Origin of the sequence: Nonomuraea diastatica, assembly GCF_004349015.1 — a bacterium.
Lineage (GTDB): Bacteria > Actinomycetota > Actinomycetes > Streptosporangiales > Streptosporangiaceae > Nonomuraea > Nonomuraea diastatica.
Genome location: NZ_SMKP01000071.1, coordinates 15,390 through 29,551 on the forward strand (window position 1 = coordinate 15,390; position 14,162 = coordinate 29,551).

Here is a 14,162-nt window from a genome sequence, read left to right on the forward strand (position 1 = left end):
CCCGCTCGATCCGTGCCGCTGGCCCCCACCAGGATCGACGCCCTCCTCACCGCCCTCTGATCCCGCCGAGCGGCCTCACGAGGGCCACCACGGGCTGCGCTCCCGTACGGCGGCCTGCGCGCGAGAGACCACGCCCGAGTAGCTCTTGCCCGGGTACCACGGCATCGTCGCCACCTGGTCGAACCCCGGGATCGTCTCCATGTGCCGCACCATACGCTCGCGCATGGCGGCGTCGGGGAGCGGGCCGCGCATGGCGGCGACGTTCTCGGCGACGTGAGCGGGGTCGGAGGTGGCGGGAAGGGCGCAGGTGACCGCCGGGTTGGCGATCACCCATTTCAGGAAATATTGCGACCAGGTGCTGATCCCGAGCTCCTTGGCGAAGTCGGGCAGGGGCCGCCCCTGGACGATGTGGTGCAGCCGCGCCTTCTCCAGCGGCATGTTCACCAGCACGGCGGTGCCGTTGTCGGCCGCCGCCGGGATGAGCCGTTCCTCCGCCACTCGGGTGTGGATCGAGTAGTGCACCTGGACGACGTCCAGCCGGGCGCGCTCAACCCAGCTCTGCACCAGGGGGTAGTAGGCGGGGTCGTGGTGGGTCACGCCGAGGTGCCTGATACGGCCTTCCTTCTTCCAGGCGTGCAGCAGGGGGACGATCACGTCGACATTGACGAGGCTGTGACACTGCATGAGGTCGACCGGCCGGTCGAGCGACATACGCCTCACCGTCTGCCGCAGGCCGGCGGCGGCGTGGCCGTCGTCCCAGAGGTGGTCGCCGGTCGACCAGACCTTGCCCGCCAGGAACATCCGGTCGTTGATCCGCAGGTCCTCGGCGACGTCGCCGAGGGTGACCTCCGATCTGCCGTACAGCGGCGAGCAGTCGAACACCCTGCCGCCCGCCCGCCAGTGCCGCCTGGCCACCTCCCGGATCCGCTCTCGCCGCCGTTCAGAAAGGGTGTCGAAGGTCATGAACGTGCCGAGGCCGATGGCGGGCAGCCGCTCGCTCGTTCCTGGCACCGTACGCCTGATCAGATCGTCCGGCGCCGCGGCGGCGCCGGACGTGGTGGCGGCGGCCGCTCCCAGGGGGAGGACGCCGAGCCCGCCGGTCATCATCAGCTGGCGCCGCGTGGGCGCCCACGACTTCTCGCTCATACAGGGATGCTCGCGTGGATACGTGGCGTAAGGCCAAGTCCGGTCTGGACCGGCGAGATACCTTTCAGGTATGCCGGTTGATCTGCGCATGATGCGCTACGTGATTGCGGTCGCGGAGGCGGGCAGCTTCGAGGGCGCCGCGGAACGGCTGCACATGACCCAGCCGCCGCTCAGCAGACAGGTTCGCGAGCTGGAACGGAAGCTGGGCGTCACGCTCTTCCACCGGCGGCCGACCCGGCTCACCGAGGCGGGCCACGTGTTCGTCGAGTCGGCCCGCCAGGTGCTGGCCGGTGCCGAGGAGGCCGTCGAGCGCACCCGCAGGGCCGCCGGAATCGATCACGGCGCGGTGCGGGTCGGCTACGCGGTGACGACAGCGTTCGACGAGATGCCGAAATTGTTCGCCGCGATGCGCGCCCGCCACCCCGGCATCCGGGTCGAGGCCCGCGAGGCGTGGGACGCCGAGCTGGCGGCGGCCGTCGCCGGCGGGGAGCTGGACGTGCTGCTGGGCAGGCACCTGCCGGCGCCGGCGACGTGGTCGTCGCTGGTGCTGCGGTCGGAGGACTTCCTCGCGGTCGTGGGGGCCGGTCACCGGCTGGCCGGCCGGGCGGAGGTGAGCCTGCGCGACCTGCGCGGCGAGACGCTGCGCTTCTTCCCCCGGCGCTTCGCCCCCCGCTACCACGACGCGGTCCTGGCGGCGCTCGGCGGCACGGGCGAGGAGTTCGACGTCTGGGAGAACCCGCTGCCCAGCCTGCGCAACCTCAACGTCAGCCTGAGCGACAACGGCTTCATGCTGCTGCCCCGGTCCCTGGGTCGCCAGCTGCCCGGCGGGATCGCCTGCCTGCCGCTCACCGACGACCTGGCGCCGATCGAGCTACGGCTCTCCTGGGAGCGCGACCCGTCGCCCGCGGTGACCGCCCTGATCAGGACGGCGCGCAGACTGGCGAGGAGGGAGGGCTGGGCGTCCTCAGCGCCCGCCCAGGATCAGCCGTGACCACCGGCGCGGGCGCTTGCGGCAGACCGCCGCCGGCTCGTTGACCTGCGGGTACGGCACCTCGGGCACCGGCACGCCGAGGGACACAGTGGTTCCTGTCCGCGTAGACCACCAGGCGCCCGGCCCGGGATCGTCTTCTCGACCTCGGCGATGGTTCGAAGACCCCGATGACGTGGTCGCGGCCGTCGATGACGCGCTGTCGTACCAGCGGGCGGGGTCGCCGACGTCGAGCCACTGCCCGACCTGGTACGGCTCCGCGATGACCGCCGGCATGTGGTAGCCGGGGCCGTACCCCAGCAGTTCGAGCGCCGCCTTCAGGGACCTCGTCCCCGTACGGCCGAAACGCCGGCCGAAGGCGTGCGCGATCACCTACCGCGCGCTCAACGCGCACTGGGCCTGGCAGCCGCGCGTGTGGTCGCCCCTGGCGAGGGCCTTCGCCAGGGGCTTCGCGCGCTACCTGCTGTCCGGCACGCTGGCGAGCCTGGTGGTGATGGAGTTCCTGGCGCCGTGCCTGCTGGGCGGCGGCACCGCGGTGATCCCGGAGGACGACGGGCGGCCGCTGTTCCCGTACGCGATCGAGCGCGCTATCTCGAGGACTTCGCCCATGCGTGCGGGCTGCGGATCGCCTACGACTCCCGGGTGGTCCGCGTCGGCCGCCAGGACGGCGGCTTCCGGGTGAGCGACGCGTCGGGCCGCACGTACGCGGCCAGGCGAGTGATCGTCGCGACCGGCGTGTCCCTGCCCAACATCCCGCCCGTTCCGGGCATCGAGGCGGCCGAGACGTACGGCGCCGCCCCCACCGACCCGTCCGGCTACCTGAACCAGCGGGTGCTCATCATCGGCAAGGGCAACTCGGCGTTCGAGACGGCCGACAACCTGATGGAGACGGCCGCGGTGATCCACGTCGCGGGGCCGCATCCCGTACGCATGGCCTGGCGCACCCACTTCGTCGGCCGCCTGCGCGCGGTCAACAACAACTTCCTCGACACCTACCAGCTCAAGTCCCAGAACGCCGTGCTCGACGGCGACGTCAAGCGGATCGAGCGGCAGGCGGACGGCACCTACCTGGTGACCGTGTCCTTCGCCCGGGTCAACGAGGTCACCAAGGACATCCCGTACGACCGGGTGATCGTCTGCACCGGGTTCCGCTTCGACGCCTCGATCTTCGCCGACGAGTGCCGCCCCCAACTGGTGATCGACGACAGGTTCCCGGCGCTGACGCCCGCGTACGAGTCGGTCAACGTGCCGGGCCTGTACGTCGCCGGCACGCTGTCCCAGTCGCGCGACTTCAAGCGGGGCACCAGCGGCTTCATCCACGGCTTCCGGTACGGCGTGCGCGCGCTGCACCGCGTCATGGAGTCTCGTCACCACGCCGTGCCGTGGCCCGCCAGGGAACTGCCCGCCGACCCGGCGGCGCTCGCGGCGGCGGTGATCGAGCGGGTCAACCGCACGTCGGCGCTGTGGCAGCAGTTCGCGACGCTGGCCGACGTCATCGTGCTCGACGGCGACGGTATCCGCTCCAGTGGCGCCCGCTACCTGGAGGAGGTGCCGTACGACCTGCAGGGCCCGCCGATCGGCGACCGCGGCCACTTCTCGATCACCCTCGAGTACGGCCCCGACCACGACAGGATCGACCCCTTCGACATCGAGGTCGGCCGCATCGGCCAGAACGACTCGGCCCGCGCCCACGAGGGCCACTACCTGCACCCCGTCGTGCGGCACCACGTTCCCGGGGAGCCGCCCGTCGCCCATCACATCACGGAGAACCTGGAGAACGAGTGGACCTCGCCGGAGGTCCACGTCGAGCCGCTCCGGGCCTTCTTCGCCCGCCGGACCGCCTCTCCGGTCACCGCCTGATAAAGGGCCGGTCCCTGCGCGACATCGAGGCCGCGGCCCGCGAGCGCCTCGAACCCGCGCACTACGACTATTTCGCCGGCGGCGCCGGTGACGAGGTCACCGTGCGGGCCAACGAGGCGGCGTTCGGGCGGCTCTCCCTGCTGCCGAAAGTACTGCGCGGCGCGGGGAAGCTGGAGACGGGCGTGACCCTGCTGGGCAGCCGCGCGGCCGTGCCCGTCCTGGTGGCGCCGACCGCGTTCCACCGGCTCGCCGACCCCGAGGGCGAGCGGGCCACCGCGCGGGCGGCGGCCGCCGCCGAGACGATCATGATCGTCAGCATGGCGGCCGCCGTCGCCGTCGAGGACGTCGCGGCGGCGGCGCCAGGGGCGGAGCCCTGGTTCCAGCTCTACATCCAGCCTGACCTGGCCTTCACCGAGACGCTCGTGCGCCGCGCGGAGGCGGCCGGATGCACGGCGCTGGTCGTCACCGTGGACTCGCCCGCGCTCGGGCTGCGCGAGCGGGAGCTGCGTCACGGTTTCCACGACCTGCCCGGGCACCTGCGCTGCGAGAACCTGCGCGTCGGCGACCGGGTGCGGCCGATCGTCATGTGGCCGGAGCTGTCGTGGGAGCACCTCGGCCGACTCAGGGAGATGACCTCGCTGCCGATCGTGCTCAAGGGCGTCACGCACCCCGCCGACGCCCGGCTCGCCGTCCGGCTGGCGGGAGTCGTACGCGGTGGGGGCGCTCATGAACGCCCGCGGCCTGATGATCCTCATCTTCATCAACATCGGCCTGGCGCAGGGCATGATCACGCCGCCCGCGAGCCCGCGTGAGCGCTGCGGCGCGGTCAGGAGCCGTTCTCCTCTATGTCAGACCAGGTGCGCGTCCACGCCCAGGACCGGCGCGTCCACAGGAATGGTGCCCGGATACTGCAGGCCGGCACCGGTGTTCAGCACCACGGCCTGCTCGTCCCGGCCGAACCACCCGGACGCGCGCAGCTTGCGGGCCGCGGCGAAGGCCGCCGCACTCTCAGGACAGACGAACGCCCCCTCCAGGGCCGTCCCAGCGCCGGCTCTCCCTCGCGCCCGCTCGAACGCGCGTACGATCGGCGCGCAGCCCTCGGCCTGGACGGCGACCAGCCGAGGCGGCGGGCCCTCGATCCAGCCCATCGTTCAGCGCCTTGTGGATGCCGATCAGGCCCACCTTGCCGCCGGTCGGGTAGCGGATCACGTCGGGTGTGCGCCAGCCGAGCTGCTCGGCGATCTCGATGCCCATCGTCTTCTTGCCCTCAATGCGGTACGGCTCCTTGAGGGTCGAGGTGTCGAAGACCCGGCCGCCCGAGGCCGCGGCCCATTCACCGACCATCCGCCCCGCGTCGCTGATCAGGCCGTCCACCAGGTGCAGGTCCGTGCCCGACGCCACGCACTCGCGCCGGGTGATCTCCGGCGCGTCCACCGGCATGACGACCGTGGCGGCCAGCCCTGCACGGGCGCCGTACAGCGCCCCGGCGGCGCCGGCGTTGCCGTTGGTCGGCATCGCCAGCCGCTCGATGCCAGCTCGGCCGCCCGGGAGACGCCGACCGCGGTCCCGCACGGGCCGTTCCGTGGCGGTGCTCATCGGTCACCGCCGGGCGCCGCTGCGGGCTGCGTGCCGATCGGGCCGGCGCTGCTGCCCGCCGGACGCGGCCTTCTGGCCCCTGCCGCGCGTTCGCGTGGTGTCCGCACGTGCCGGCCGCAGGGGCGACGGGCCTACGCGCCCTGCCGATCGCCCCTGCGGCCGGGTCACCTCATCTGGCCGTGATCAGCCCGCGCTGGTAGGCGCGGACGAGACGGCGCGGGACGAGCAGCTCCCGCCCGTTGCCGGTGATCGGGACGAGGTCCGGGACGGCGGCCTTCCACTGGCTGCGGCGGTGCCGGGTGTTGCTGCGCGAGGTCTTGCGCTTGGGCACGGCCATGGCTACCAGCTCGCCTTCGTGATGCCGGGCAGTTCGCCGCGGTGCGCCATCTCGCGGAATCGCACGCGGGAAAGCCCGAACTTGGTCAGATGCCCGCGGGGGCGGCCGTCGACGGAGTCGCGGTTGCGCACCCGGGTGGCGCTGGCGTCGCGCGGCTGGCGGGCCAGCTCCCGCACGGCGTCGGCCCGCTCCTGCGGGGTGCCGGTGCGGATGGTCTCCTTCAGCTCGGCACGCCGTTCGGCGTAACGGGCGACGACGGCCTTGCGCCGCTCGTTGGCGGCGATCTTGCTCTTCCTGGCCATCAGACCCTCTCTCCCCTGGCGCGGATCCGCACGACGGCCGCCTCGACGCCGATCTTGTCGATGGTCTTGATCGCGCGGGTGCTGACCGTGAGCTTGACGAAGCGGTCCTCGCTCGGCAGCCAGTAGCGGCGCTGCTGGATGTTGGGGTTCCAGCGGCGCCGGGTGCGGCGGTGCGAATGCGAGACGTAGTTGCCGAAGACCGGCTTGACGCCGGTGAGCTGGCAGTGCGCGGACATCAGGTCCTTCCGTAGCGCTGGTTGAACCGCTCGACGCGGCCGGCGGTGTCCAGGACGCGGTTGCGGCCGGTGTAGAACGGGTGGCTCGCCGAGGACACGTCGACGTCCACCACCGGGTACGTCTTGCCGTCGGTCCACTCGATGGTCTTGTCGCTGCCGATCGTCGAGCGGGTGAGGAACGCGAAGTCCGCACCCGGGTCGCGGAAGACGACCGGGCGGTAGTCGGGGTGGATGCCCTTCTTCATCGTTCCTCCCTGAACAGCACGTGCCGGCGGATGGCGGGGTCGTACTTGCGGAGGGCGAGCCGGTCGGGGGTGTTCCGCCGATTCTTCCTGGTCACGTAGGTGTAGCCGGTGCCGGCCGTGGACCTGAGTTTGATCACGGGTCGCACCTCGTTTCTAGTCAAAGGGGTTCCTTTCTACTTGCTGAGCTGTGCCATGATAACGAAAACGATTATCATCGCAGCAACCGGAGGTTCGTTGGCCGCCCCCGTCGTCCTCGTCGCGAGCCCGCACGCCACGGCCCGCACCCTCGAACACGCGAGAACCCTCCCTCGTTCGTCAGACTGGCGCCCGTCGCGACGCCGCTGGTCGTGAACCGGTGGGACGTCGTCAAGCCACGATCGGCCGCCGAGGCCACCGACTGCGACGAGATCCTGCGGCTCACCGCCGTGCTCGACTCGTGCCTGCTCACCGAGGAGGAGGAAGCGGTCGGCCCGGACACCTGGGCCTGCTATGACGACCCCTTCGACCCCATCCTCACCATCAAGGAGACCGCGTGAAGACCCGCCGCGCCCCGCGCAAGAAGCCCACCCCGCTGCTGAACGTCGACCGCATCGACTACAAGGACACCGCGCTGCTGCGCAAGTTCATCTCCGACCGCGGCAAGATCCGCAGCCGCCGCGTCACCGGAGTCACCGTGCAGCAGCAGCGTCAGATCGCCAGGGCCATCAAGACCGCCCGCGAGATGGCCCTGCTCCCCTACGCCTCCCGCCCCAGCGCATGACCGTGCCGGCAGCCTCACCGCCATCGCCGCCGCCTTTATCGTCGGCCCCTGCTGGGCACCGCCCGGGAACCCCCGCACAACCGCAGCCTCGTAGGCCGTCAGCATGTTTCCGGTCCTCGGCAGATTGGCGCCCTCGGCATTACCGGGGTGGACCCTTGCTCCAGCCCACGGCTCACGGAAGCGTGGAGGTACGGGCGGCCGCCGTCGGTCCACACCAACATCTGGAGGCCGAAGCTGGCGGTGACCTCGTCCCGGCCGCGCATGTAGGTGACGAGCGCCAAGCCGCCGCCGGGGGCGATGAGCATACGCAGCCGGCGGTAGAGGTCGCGGTTCACCACCGCGTCGAACATGTTGGTGACGGCCGCGCACAACACGAGGTCGAAGGGGCCGGGCGGCAACGTGGTCCGCAGGTCGCCGGCGAAGAGCTCGACGCCGGCCGCCTTCAACCGGCCGCGTTCCTCGGCGATCCCGATCAGTTCGGGGAGGTCCTGCATGGTCGCCCGCAGGCCGCGGCGCGCGAACTCACGTGCGTGCTCCCCGTGCCCGCCGCCGAGGTCGAGCACCCTCCGGGCCTCGGGGAAGTGCCGCAGGCAGACGTCGACCATCGGCGCGGTGAGCCGGCGGGCGTTGATGGCGAGCAGGTCCGGTTCGGCACGGGACGGCGGTGCCGGCCGGGCAGGCAGTCCCTCCGGCAGGGCGGTCCGGTCACGCAGGCGCGGGCCGAGCAGCAGCGCCCAGCGCCTGATGGTGGCCGCGTGCCGCAGGAGCACGGCGTCCCCGGGTGGGACGGGGAAGCGCGGGCCGGGGCGGTACGTACCGTCCGCGTCCTCGGCGAGCACCTCCCAGACAGTGAGCTTCCCGAGCACGGCACGCAGCGCGGCGGGGTCGAGCTCGCATCGCCCGGCAAGCACCTCGGCCCGGCCGGGTATGCCGCCAGGACCCCGGCCTCGGCGGCGGCCTCGTAGGCCAGCACCGGCCGCCAGTCGGCGAGTTCGTCCGGTGCCGCGAGGAAGGACAGGTCGCCGTCGGGCAGCGGCGGGCGGGATTCACGAGATTCCATCAGTTGGCGTCTCCGGTCTTCCTTCCGGTGATGAAGACGTGCTCGTCGGTGACGCCGTGCCCGCCGCGGGCCAGAGCTCGATCACGGAGTGCGCCTCATTTCTAGCCAAATCTGTTCCTTTCCGTGGGTGGTCGTATGTCATGATAACGACAACGATTTTCATTCCAGCATCTGGAGGCTTCGTGCCAACCCCAGTCGTCCTCGTCGGGGGCCTGCACGCCGCGGCCCGTACCGTTGCCGTCGAACGGCTGCTCGCCGGCCATCGCGGCTCGGTCGCCGTTCACCACGACCTGACGGAGATCGGACACGACCGCGTCCGCCGGAGCGTCCGCAACGCGACGGGCCTGCTCGAAACGGCCGAGGTGCGGCTCGCGCACGGCTGCGTCACCTGCACCGTGCGCGAGGACCTGCTCCCCCAGCTCGTCAGGCTCGCGCCAGGCGCTGCGCCGCTGATCGTGGATCTGTGGGACTCGGTGGAGCCCCGTTCGGTGGCCGAGGCCCTCAACTGCGACGAGGCCAGTGACGTGCTGCGGCTCACCGGCGTCCTGACCGCGCTCGACGCCGCGGCCCTGCCCGATGACATCACCTGCGGCGAGCGCCTCAGCACGGTCGGCAAGCGCGCGGCCGCCGGCGACCAGCGCTACTTGGCCGAGGTCTTGGCCCGGCAACTCGAATACGCGACCGCCCTGGTGCTGCACGGCGGCGACGAGGACGACCACGAGCTGTCGCGGCGCGTGCTCGCCCACCTCGCCCCCTTCACTCCGGTTCACCGGATCGACGCCCTGCCCCCGGTCACCGGCGCTCGGGTGTGCGCCGGCGACCTGGCCGACCGCGTGGACCCGGCCACCGCCCAGCTACCCGGCGACGGCCGGACCGAGGAGATCGTCACGACCGTCTGGCAGAGCCGCCGCCCGCTGCATCCGGCCCGCCTCTTCGAGGCCGTGGACGAGCTGGTCACTGAGTCCGTACGCTCCCGCGGCCGCTTCTGGTTGGCCACCTGCCCCGACCGCCTGCTGGCCTGGGACGCCGTCGCCGGCATCGTCTCGGTCGAGGACACCGGCCCCTGGCTGGCCGCGCTGCCCGAGGCCGCCTGGGAGCTGGTCTCCCCCGCCCGCCGCGCGGCCGCGGCCCTCGACTGGGACGGCGAGCGTGGCGACCGCGCCCAGCACCTGGTCTTCACCGGCCCCGACCTCGATCCGGCCCGCTTCCACGCCCTGCTCGACTCCTGCCTGCTCACCTCCGAGGAGGAAGCAGCCGGTCCGGGCGCCCACCTCGACGACCCGTTCGCACCCATCCTCACCCTCAAGGAGACCGCGTGAAGACCCGCCGCGCCCCGCGCAAGCAGCCCGGCCCGCTCCCGGACGTCGACCGGACCGGCTACCAGGACACCGCCCCGCCGCTCTGCGCCTCCCGGCCCGGCGCATGAACCTCGCCCTGGTCGCGGGCCTCTACAGCGACGCCAGGACCGCCGCGGTCGATCAGCTCCTGCACCGCCGTCCGGGCGCGGTCGCGATCCATCACGCCTTCGCCGCGGGCCGGGTGGAGCGCGTGGTCCGTGACGCCTCCGGCATCCTGGACCGTACCGAGGTGAAGCTTCTGCACGGCTGCGCCACCTGCACCATCCGCGACGACGTTCTCCGCCACACCCCCGGCGCACCGCTGCTGATCATCGACCTCTGGGACTCGATCGAGCCACGCCCGCTGGCAGAGACCCTGGCCCGTATCAGCCGGTTCCAGCTGACCTGTGTGCACACGGCGCTGGACGCCGAGCACCTGCCGGTGGACCTTTGCCGCGGCGACCGGCTGGCTGACACGCCCCAGGCCGCGCTGCCCGGCGACCAGCGCCACCTGGCCGAGGTGCTGGCCCGCCAGATCGAGTACGCCGCCAGCTTGTCCCTGCACGGCGGCGACGCCGAGGACGCCGAGCTGGCGGCAGCCGTCCTCGGCCACCTGAGCCCGCACACGCCCGTCGTCGCCACTCCCGACGTCGCCGGTCCCGCGCTGGACGTATACGAGCTGGCCGAACGCCTCGACCCGGCCACCGCCCAGCTGCCGGGCGATGCTCAGACCGGCGAGGTCACCACCGTCGTCTGGCGCCGGCTGCGCCCGCTGCACCCCGGCCGCCTGTTCGCCGCCATGGACGAGCTCGTCAGCACCACAGTCCGCTCCCGTGGCCGGTTCTGGCTGGCCAGCCGGCACGAACGCATGCTGGCCTGGGACGCCGTGGCCGGAGCCGCCTCGGTGGAGGACGCCGGGCCGTGGCTGGCGGCGCTGCCGGAGGCCGCCTGGGAGCTGGTCTCCCCGGCCCGCCGGACCGCAGCCGCCCTGGACTGGAATCCGATCATCGGTGACCGTGTCCAGCACCTGGTCTTCACCGGACCCGACATCGACCGCGACCGCCTCTGCGCCCTGCTCGACTCCTGCCTCATCGACCAGGGCGACGTCCTGCCGGGCGCCGCGGCATGGGCCCGCTACGACGATCCGTTCGCCCCCGTAGTGAATCTGGAGGAGAGATGAAGGACCCGTACGAGCGCTCCGCCGCCGAGCACGCCTGGTGGGCCGTCGGCCAGGACAGGCTCATGTCCGAGCTTTCCGGCCACGGCCTGCGCGCCGGTGCCACCGGCCCAGCCGGTCCCGGGCTGTGGTGCGTCACCGAAGCGCCCGTCTGAGACGAGCCCGTCCGCCGGGGAGTAGAGGAGCATGGCCGACACGGAGCGATGGGAGCCGATACTGGCGGCGGTGGGCATCCGGGCGACCAACCAGCGGCTGCTCGTGCTCGATGCCCTGGCCGCACATCGGCTGCCCGTCTCCGCGCAGCGTGTCCACGCCGAGTTGCAGGACCGCGGTGAGAGGACTGGGCTCACCACCGTTTATCGCGCTCTCGCCTCGATGACGGAGGCGGGGCTGGTCCACGCCTTCACCCACGCGGGAGAGGCCGTGTACCGGCTGTGCGGCTCCGCCGAGCACCACCATCTCGTCTGCCGCGTCTGCGGGCTGGTGGCGGAACGGGAGGAGAAGGACCTCGTGGACGGCTTCAGGGCCGAAGAGGTCTACGGGATCTGCGCCGCCTGCGCGGAGCGCTAGCACTTTCCGCCGGCCGCACCGGCCTTGACAGGACGACCCGGTGATGGAGGCTGCCGGCCGAGGCAGGGGCCGGCCCGGCCAGGGCGAGCGTGAGCGCGGTGAGCGCGACGCCGATGCGTAACTGCATGGCTGTGCCTCTCTCAGAGGAGATGCGAAACGATAGCCATTGTCATTGTCGTGATCGATGTCCGTGGTCGTCCTGCCACTGCCTGGTCAGCCGGATCACGGTCGCCGCCGACAGCCCGGCCGCCGAACCGGGGAACTGCTCCAGCGCGGGCACGAAGTCCCCCGATGACAGGCCGTGCAGGTAGAGCAGCGGCAGCACCTCGGACACCTTGGGCGACTTGCGACACCACGGCGGCAGTGAGTGCTTACCGTGGTGCTGGAGCGGACGGCCAGCACATAGACCAGGTCCAGGGCGCGGATGCGGGTGCGCAGCTTGTGTCCGCCATGGACCTCGTCCCCAGCGACGAAAGCGGCGGCACTCCGGCCGCGGGCGCGCGTTCCAGCAAGTAGCCGGCGACCTGCGACTGGGTGGCGAACATGTTCGAGGCCGACCTGCTCGAGATGCGCTCCCGTGAGGGCATGGCCATCGCCCGCTCCCGCGGCAAACTCGAAGGATGATCAGCCAAGCCCACCACACGCCGGCAAGCTGAACTCGTACGGATGCACGCCACCGGCGACCACACCATCGCCGAACTGATGGAGGTGTTCTCCAGCGGCCGGGTCGCCGTCTGCCGAGTCTCGACCGCGCTGTCGCCGCCCAGCCCAGCAGAGGTCCGCCCGAACCGGCAATGAGTAGGTCTTGAGCGGTTCTCTGTGGGGTGGTCAGAAGGAGACGGCGGCGAGGGCGACGGCGGAGCCTGCGAAGACGATCGTGTTGGGCCGCCCTCGTTTCTGCCGAACGACATCGAGGCGGCGTCGGAGGTGGCCGAGAACCGGTACGTCTACATCGTGCAGGATCCCGCACGGGCGGGGAACGCCCTGGTGCTGTCGTTCGTCGACGATCTTGACGAACGGGTCGCCCAGGTCGCTCGGCGAGGCATCGGGCCCGCGAAGCGCGAGACGTACGACGGTGGCGTGACCAAGGTGACGTACAGGGACACGCGCGGCAATGAGGTCAGCCTCGGCGGCGGCCCAGGCTGACGCCACATCCGCCGACCCAGCGGAAATCGACAACTCACCCTGAACACCGACAGCCTTCCGGAGCAAGTTGGCGACTGGGGACCTGCTGACTCGCACTCCGACATGTTGATGCGGACGGGCCCAGGCGGAATCGTTCAGGTCTTGTTGTCGGTGAACCCACGATGAGGGCGCGGGCCCATGCGCATCTAGGCCGAGCCAGTCAGGTGGTCGGCCTCCTCACCTGACCGTTACCAGGACACCGGGCCTCCCGCGCTGAAGAACCCGCCCGCTCGCTCCGTCAGCGCCGAGCGTGGCCAGGCGCACCACGACCATGGGAGGCGATCAGCGAGGACCATCGTGCCCGGCCTGGCTGCGCGATTCTGTCCTTTTGGCCGCTCCTTGGAAGGGCGCGTGGATGGCTGAGGAGATGCATCCAGCGCGGCACGAGCCGCTCCAGCGGTGTCCGCCGGCAGATCCCGGCCGGTCCCCGGGCCGAAGGACCCAGGACCGGCCGCGGTCAGTGGGTGTCTGGTCTGGGGGTATGGATGCCCGCGGCGCGGAGTTTGGCCTCGATGAGCGCGACCCCCCGGGCAGTGGCCGATCCCTGCTTTTCGCCGTGGTGGGCGATCAGGTGGTACCGGGCCGCGGCGTCGGTGCGGGCTTGCAGGCCGGTCACGATCTTCAGGTGTGCGGGGTTGGCGAGGAAGTGGTCGGCGATGGCGGTGGCGAGGTCGGCGATGCGCGGGTCGTCCGGCTCCCAGGTCGTGGCTTCGGTGGCGCGCTTGATCAACGCGACGAAGCGGGGGTCGTCGAGGGCGTGCTCGACATGGGTGAGGTAGTCGTCGAAGCCCTCCGGGACCAGGGTTCTGGCCAGCACCCAGCCCTCCCTGGTGGCCGCCACCTCGTCCGCGGGGAAGCCGAAGCCGGACAGCCGCTGCAGCAGCGCCACGGCGCGGTCGGGCAGCAGGGCCCGGTCTCCGTCGGCGAGCCGGTGCAGCATGTCACGGCGCGCGATCAGCTCCTCGATCCGTTCGGTGAGCTGCCGCTCGACGCCGGTGAGCGCGGCGGCGAACAGCGCGGGGTCGGCGTCGAGCAGGGGCCCGACTTCGGCCAGCGGCACCCCGGCGGCGGCCAGCGTCCGGACCTGCACCAGCCGCAACAGCTCGGCCGATCCGTACCTGCGGTAGCCGGAGCTGTCGCGTTCCGGCTCCTTCACCAGGCCGAGCTTGTGGTAGTGCCGCACCGTCTTCACGGTGACGCCGACGAAGGCCGCCGCCTGCCCGATCGTGACTCCGTTCATCGGCACAATCCTGCCTTGTGCGCGAGCTCGGCGACCGGGCAGACCACAGCCGAGCAGGTGGCCCCGGTTCGCGTTCTCCTTGATGCACGACCGGCAGGGGTCGCCTTTCGAGGCGTACGGGTC

At 71.6% G+C, this 14,162-nt stretch carries 22 protein-coding genes and 1 pseudogene; 12 read left to right on the forward strand and 11 right to left on the reverse strand.

Annotation, left to right across the window (positions count from 1 at the left end):
• Nucleotides 1-75: 75 nt before the first annotated feature.
• A complete protein-coding gene (locus E1294_RS24330) occupies nucleotides 76-1,146 on the reverse strand; it encodes an aldo/keto reductase (RefSeq protein WP_165977452.1) in 1,071 nt (356 codons plus the stop codon).
• Nucleotides 1,147-1,216: 70 nt separating this feature from the next.
• Here E1294_RS24330 and E1294_RS24335 point away from each other — a divergent pair, with 70 nt between their 5' ends.
• Entirely contained in the window at nucleotides 1,217-2,137 is a 921-nt protein-coding gene (locus tag E1294_RS24335; protein ID WP_132511844.1) for a LysR family transcriptional regulator, read from the forward strand.
• Here the strand turns inward: E1294_RS24335 and E1294_RS52890 are convergent.
• Entirely contained in the window at nucleotides 2,111-2,506 is a 396-nt protein-coding gene (locus E1294_RS52890; RefSeq protein WP_246083236.1) for a sulfotransferase, read from the reverse strand. The two genes, E1294_RS24335 and E1294_RS52890, sit on opposite strands and share 27 nt — an antisense overlap.
• Nucleotides 2,507-2,546: 40 nt before the next feature.
• On the opposite strand from E1294_RS52890, the gene E1294_RS56000 reads away from it, so the two are divergent.
• Genes E1294_RS56000 through E1294_RS24350 form a run of 3 tightly spaced genes read left to right on the forward strand, consistent with a single transcriptional unit; the run spans nucleotide 2,547 to nucleotide 4,806 of the window.
• On the forward strand, nucleotides 2,547-2,816 hold the full coding sequence (locus E1294_RS56000) for a hypothetical protein (RefSeq protein ID WP_246083243.1): 270 nt from the start codon (nucleotides 2,547-2,549) through the stop codon (nucleotides 2,814-2,816).
• Nucleotides 2,759-3,994 (forward strand): NAD(P)-binding domain-containing protein, encoded by a 1,236-nt coding sequence (locus tag E1294_RS24345; RefSeq protein ID WP_246083242.1) that lies wholly within the window; start codon nucleotides 2,759-2,761, stop codon nucleotides 3,992-3,994. Before E1294_RS56000 ends, E1294_RS24345 begins: the two co-directional genes overlap by 58 nt.
• On the forward strand, nucleotides 3,916-4,806 hold the full coding sequence (locus tag E1294_RS24350) for an alpha-hydroxy acid oxidase (protein ID WP_220447911.1): 891 nt from the start codon (nucleotides 3,916-3,918) through the stop codon (nucleotides 4,804-4,806). The genes E1294_RS24345 and E1294_RS24350 overlap by 79 nt, the downstream gene beginning before the upstream one ends.
• A 196-nt stretch (nucleotides 4,807-5,002) precedes the next feature.
• On the opposite strand, the gene E1294_RS24355 is transcribed toward E1294_RS24350, so the two are convergent.
• From E1294_RS24355 to rpmG, 6 genes are all read right to left on the reverse strand, one after another.
• The gene (locus E1294_RS24355; protein WP_220447912.1) at nucleotides 5,003-5,590 is read right to left on the reverse strand and encodes a pyridoxal-phosphate dependent enzyme; all 588 of its coding nucleotides are present in this window, start codon (nucleotides 5,588-5,590) and stop codon (nucleotides 5,003-5,005) included.
• Between the two features lie 169 nt (nucleotides 5,591-5,759).
• Entirely contained in the window at nucleotides 5,760-5,927 is a 168-nt protein-coding gene (gene rpmF / locus E1294_RS24360; RefSeq protein WP_132511848.1) for a 50S ribosomal protein L32, read from the reverse strand.
• 2 nt (nucleotides 5,928-5,929) lie between these two features.
• Nucleotides 5,930-6,229 carry a 30S ribosomal protein S14 gene (rpsN, locus tag E1294_RS24365; RefSeq protein ID WP_132511850.1) on the reverse strand — a complete coding sequence of 100 codons (300 nt, stop codon included), beginning with the start codon at nucleotides 6,227-6,229 and terminating at the stop codon, nucleotides 5,930-5,932.
• A complete protein-coding gene (gene rpmB, locus E1294_RS24370; protein ID WP_132511852.1) occupies nucleotides 6,229-6,465 on the reverse strand; it encodes a 50S ribosomal protein L28 in 237 nt (78 codons plus the stop codon). The genes rpsN and rpmB overlap by 1 nt, the downstream gene beginning before the upstream one ends.
• Nucleotides 6,465-6,710, reverse strand: a complete 246-nt coding sequence (locus tag E1294_RS24375) for a type B 50S ribosomal protein L31 (protein WP_132511854.1) — start codon at nucleotides 6,708-6,710, stop codon at nucleotides 6,465-6,467. The genes rpmB and E1294_RS24375 overlap by 1 nt, the downstream gene beginning before the upstream one ends.
• Complete coding sequence (rpmG, locus tag E1294_RS24380; protein WP_132511856.1) at nucleotides 6,707-6,871, reverse strand: 50S ribosomal protein L33; 165 nt, start codon at nucleotides 6,869-6,871, stop codon at nucleotides 6,707-6,709. Before rpmG ends, E1294_RS24375 begins: the two co-directional genes overlap by 4 nt.
• 186 nt (nucleotides 6,872-7,057) lie before the next feature.
• On the opposite strand from rpmG, the gene E1294_RS24385 reads away from it, so the two are divergent.
• Complete coding sequence (locus E1294_RS24385) at nucleotides 7,058-7,246, forward strand: hypothetical protein (RefSeq protein ID WP_132511858.1); 189 nt, start codon at nucleotides 7,058-7,060, stop codon at nucleotides 7,244-7,246.
• The gene (rpsR, locus tag E1294_RS24390; RefSeq protein WP_132511860.1) at nucleotides 7,243-7,470 is read left to right on the forward strand and encodes a 30S ribosomal protein S18; all 228 of its coding nucleotides are present in this window, start codon (nucleotides 7,243-7,245) and stop codon (nucleotides 7,468-7,470) included. Before E1294_RS24385 ends, rpsR begins: the two co-directional genes overlap by 4 nt.
• 98 nt (nucleotides 7,471-7,568) lie before the next feature.
• Here the strand turns inward: rpsR and E1294_RS24395 are convergent, their stop codons facing one another.
• Complete coding sequence (locus E1294_RS24395) at nucleotides 7,569-8,381, reverse strand: class I SAM-dependent methyltransferase (RefSeq protein ID WP_132511862.1); 813 nt, start codon at nucleotides 8,379-8,381, stop codon at nucleotides 7,569-7,571.
• Between the two features lie 331 nt (nucleotides 8,382-8,712).
• On the opposite strand from E1294_RS24395, the gene E1294_RS24400 reads away from it, so the two are divergent.
• The 4 genes from E1294_RS24400 (at nucleotide 8,713) to E1294_RS24410 (ending at nucleotide 11,614) form a co-directional block, all read left to right on the forward strand.
• Nucleotides 8,713-9,849, forward strand: a complete 1,137-nt coding sequence (locus E1294_RS24400) for a CobW family GTP-binding protein (protein WP_246083237.1) — start codon at nucleotides 8,713-8,715, stop codon at nucleotides 9,847-9,849.
• Between the two features lie 103 nt (nucleotides 9,850-9,952).
• On the forward strand, nucleotides 9,953-11,047 hold the full coding sequence (locus E1294_RS24405) for a GTP-binding protein (protein ID WP_132511864.1): 1,095 nt from the start codon (nucleotides 9,953-9,955) through the stop codon (nucleotides 11,045-11,047).
• Nucleotides 11,044-11,199: a hypothetical protein gene (locus E1294_RS52895; protein WP_165977453.1), complete on the forward strand. Its 156-nt coding sequence runs from the start codon at nucleotides 11,044-11,046 to the stop codon at nucleotides 11,197-11,199. Before E1294_RS24405 ends, E1294_RS52895 begins: the two co-directional genes overlap by 4 nt.
• Before the next feature lie 31 nt (nucleotides 11,200-11,230).
• Nucleotides 11,231-11,614: a Fur family transcriptional regulator gene (locus E1294_RS24410; RefSeq protein ID WP_132511866.1), complete on the forward strand. Its 384-nt coding sequence runs from the start codon at nucleotides 11,231-11,233 to the stop codon at nucleotides 11,612-11,614.
• A 193-nt stretch (nucleotides 11,615-11,807) separates the two neighbouring features.
• Here the strand turns inward: E1294_RS24410 and E1294_RS24415 are convergent.
• A pseudogene (locus tag E1294_RS24415) lies at nucleotides 11,808-11,978 on the reverse strand (IS256 family transposase); the annotation flags it as partial.
• A 302-nt stretch (nucleotides 11,979-12,280) separates the two neighbouring features.
• On the opposite strand from E1294_RS24415, the gene E1294_RS57290 reads away from it, so the two are divergent.
• Nucleotides 12,281-12,412 carry a hypothetical protein gene (locus tag E1294_RS57290; protein ID WP_281284490.1) on the forward strand — a complete coding sequence of 44 codons (132 nt, stop codon included), beginning with the start codon at nucleotides 12,281-12,283 and terminating at the stop codon, nucleotides 12,410-12,412.
• A 129-nt stretch (nucleotides 12,413-12,541) separates the two neighbouring features.
• The gene (locus E1294_RS24420) at nucleotides 12,542-12,760 is read left to right on the forward strand and encodes a hypothetical protein (protein WP_165977454.1); all 219 of its coding nucleotides are present in this window, start codon (nucleotides 12,542-12,544) and stop codon (nucleotides 12,758-12,760) included.
• A 496-nt stretch (nucleotides 12,761-13,256) separates the two neighbouring features.
• Here the strand turns inward: E1294_RS24420 and E1294_RS24425 are convergent, their stop codons facing one another.
• On the reverse strand, nucleotides 13,257-14,039 hold the full coding sequence (locus tag E1294_RS24425) for a MerR family transcriptional regulator (RefSeq protein WP_132511871.1): 783 nt from the start codon (nucleotides 14,037-14,039) through the stop codon (nucleotides 13,257-13,259).
• Between the last annotated feature and the right edge of the window lie 123 nt (nucleotides 14,040-14,162).

Excerpts from the sequence above, each read along its gene's own strand:
- rpsN (WP_132511850.1), bottom strand. The coding sequence starts at position 6,229 with ATGGCCAGGAAGAGCAAGATCGCCGCCAACGAGCGGCGCAAGGCCGTC.
- E1294_RS24335 (WP_132511844.1), top strand. The coding sequence starts at position 1,217 with ATGCCGGTTGATCTGCGCATGATGCGCTACGTGATTGCGGTCGCGGAG.
- E1294_RS24330 (WP_165977452.1), bottom strand. The coding sequence starts at position 1,146 with ATGAGCGAGAAGTCGTGGGCGCCCACGCGGCGCCAGCTGATGATGACC.
- rpmB (WP_132511852.1), bottom strand. The coding sequence starts at position 6,465 with ATGTCCGCGCACTGCCAGCTCACCGGCGTCAAGCCGGTCTTCGGCAAC.
- E1294_RS52895 (WP_165977453.1), top strand. The coding sequence starts at position 11,044 with ATGAAGGACCCGTACGAGCGCTCCGCCGCCGAGCACGCCTGGTGGGCC.
- E1294_RS24375 (WP_132511854.1), bottom strand. The coding sequence starts at position 6,710 with ATGAAGAAGGGCATCCACCCCGACTACCGCCCGGTCGTCTTCCGCGAC.
- E1294_RS24405 (WP_132511864.1), top strand. The coding sequence starts at position 9,953 with ATGAACCTCGCCCTGGTCGCGGGCCTCTACAGCGACGCCAGGACCGCC.
- rpmF (WP_132511848.1), bottom strand. The coding sequence starts at position 5,927 with ATGGCCGTGCCCAAGCGCAAGACCTCGCGCAGCAACACCCGGCACCGC.
- E1294_RS24425 (WP_132511871.1), bottom strand. The coding sequence starts at position 14,039 with ATGAACGGAGTCACGATCGGGCAGGCGGCGGCCTTCGTCGGCGTCACC.
- E1294_RS24355 (WP_220447912.1), bottom strand. The coding sequence starts at position 5,590 with ATGAGCACCGCCACGGAACGGCCCGTGCGGGACCGCGGTCGGCGTCTC.
- E1294_RS24410 (WP_132511866.1), top strand. The coding sequence starts at position 11,231 with ATGGCCGACACGGAGCGATGGGAGCCGATACTGGCGGCGGTGGGCATC.
- E1294_RS57290 (WP_281284490.1), top strand. The coding sequence starts at position 12,281 with ATGCACGCCACCGGCGACCACACCATCGCCGAACTGATGGAGGTGTTC.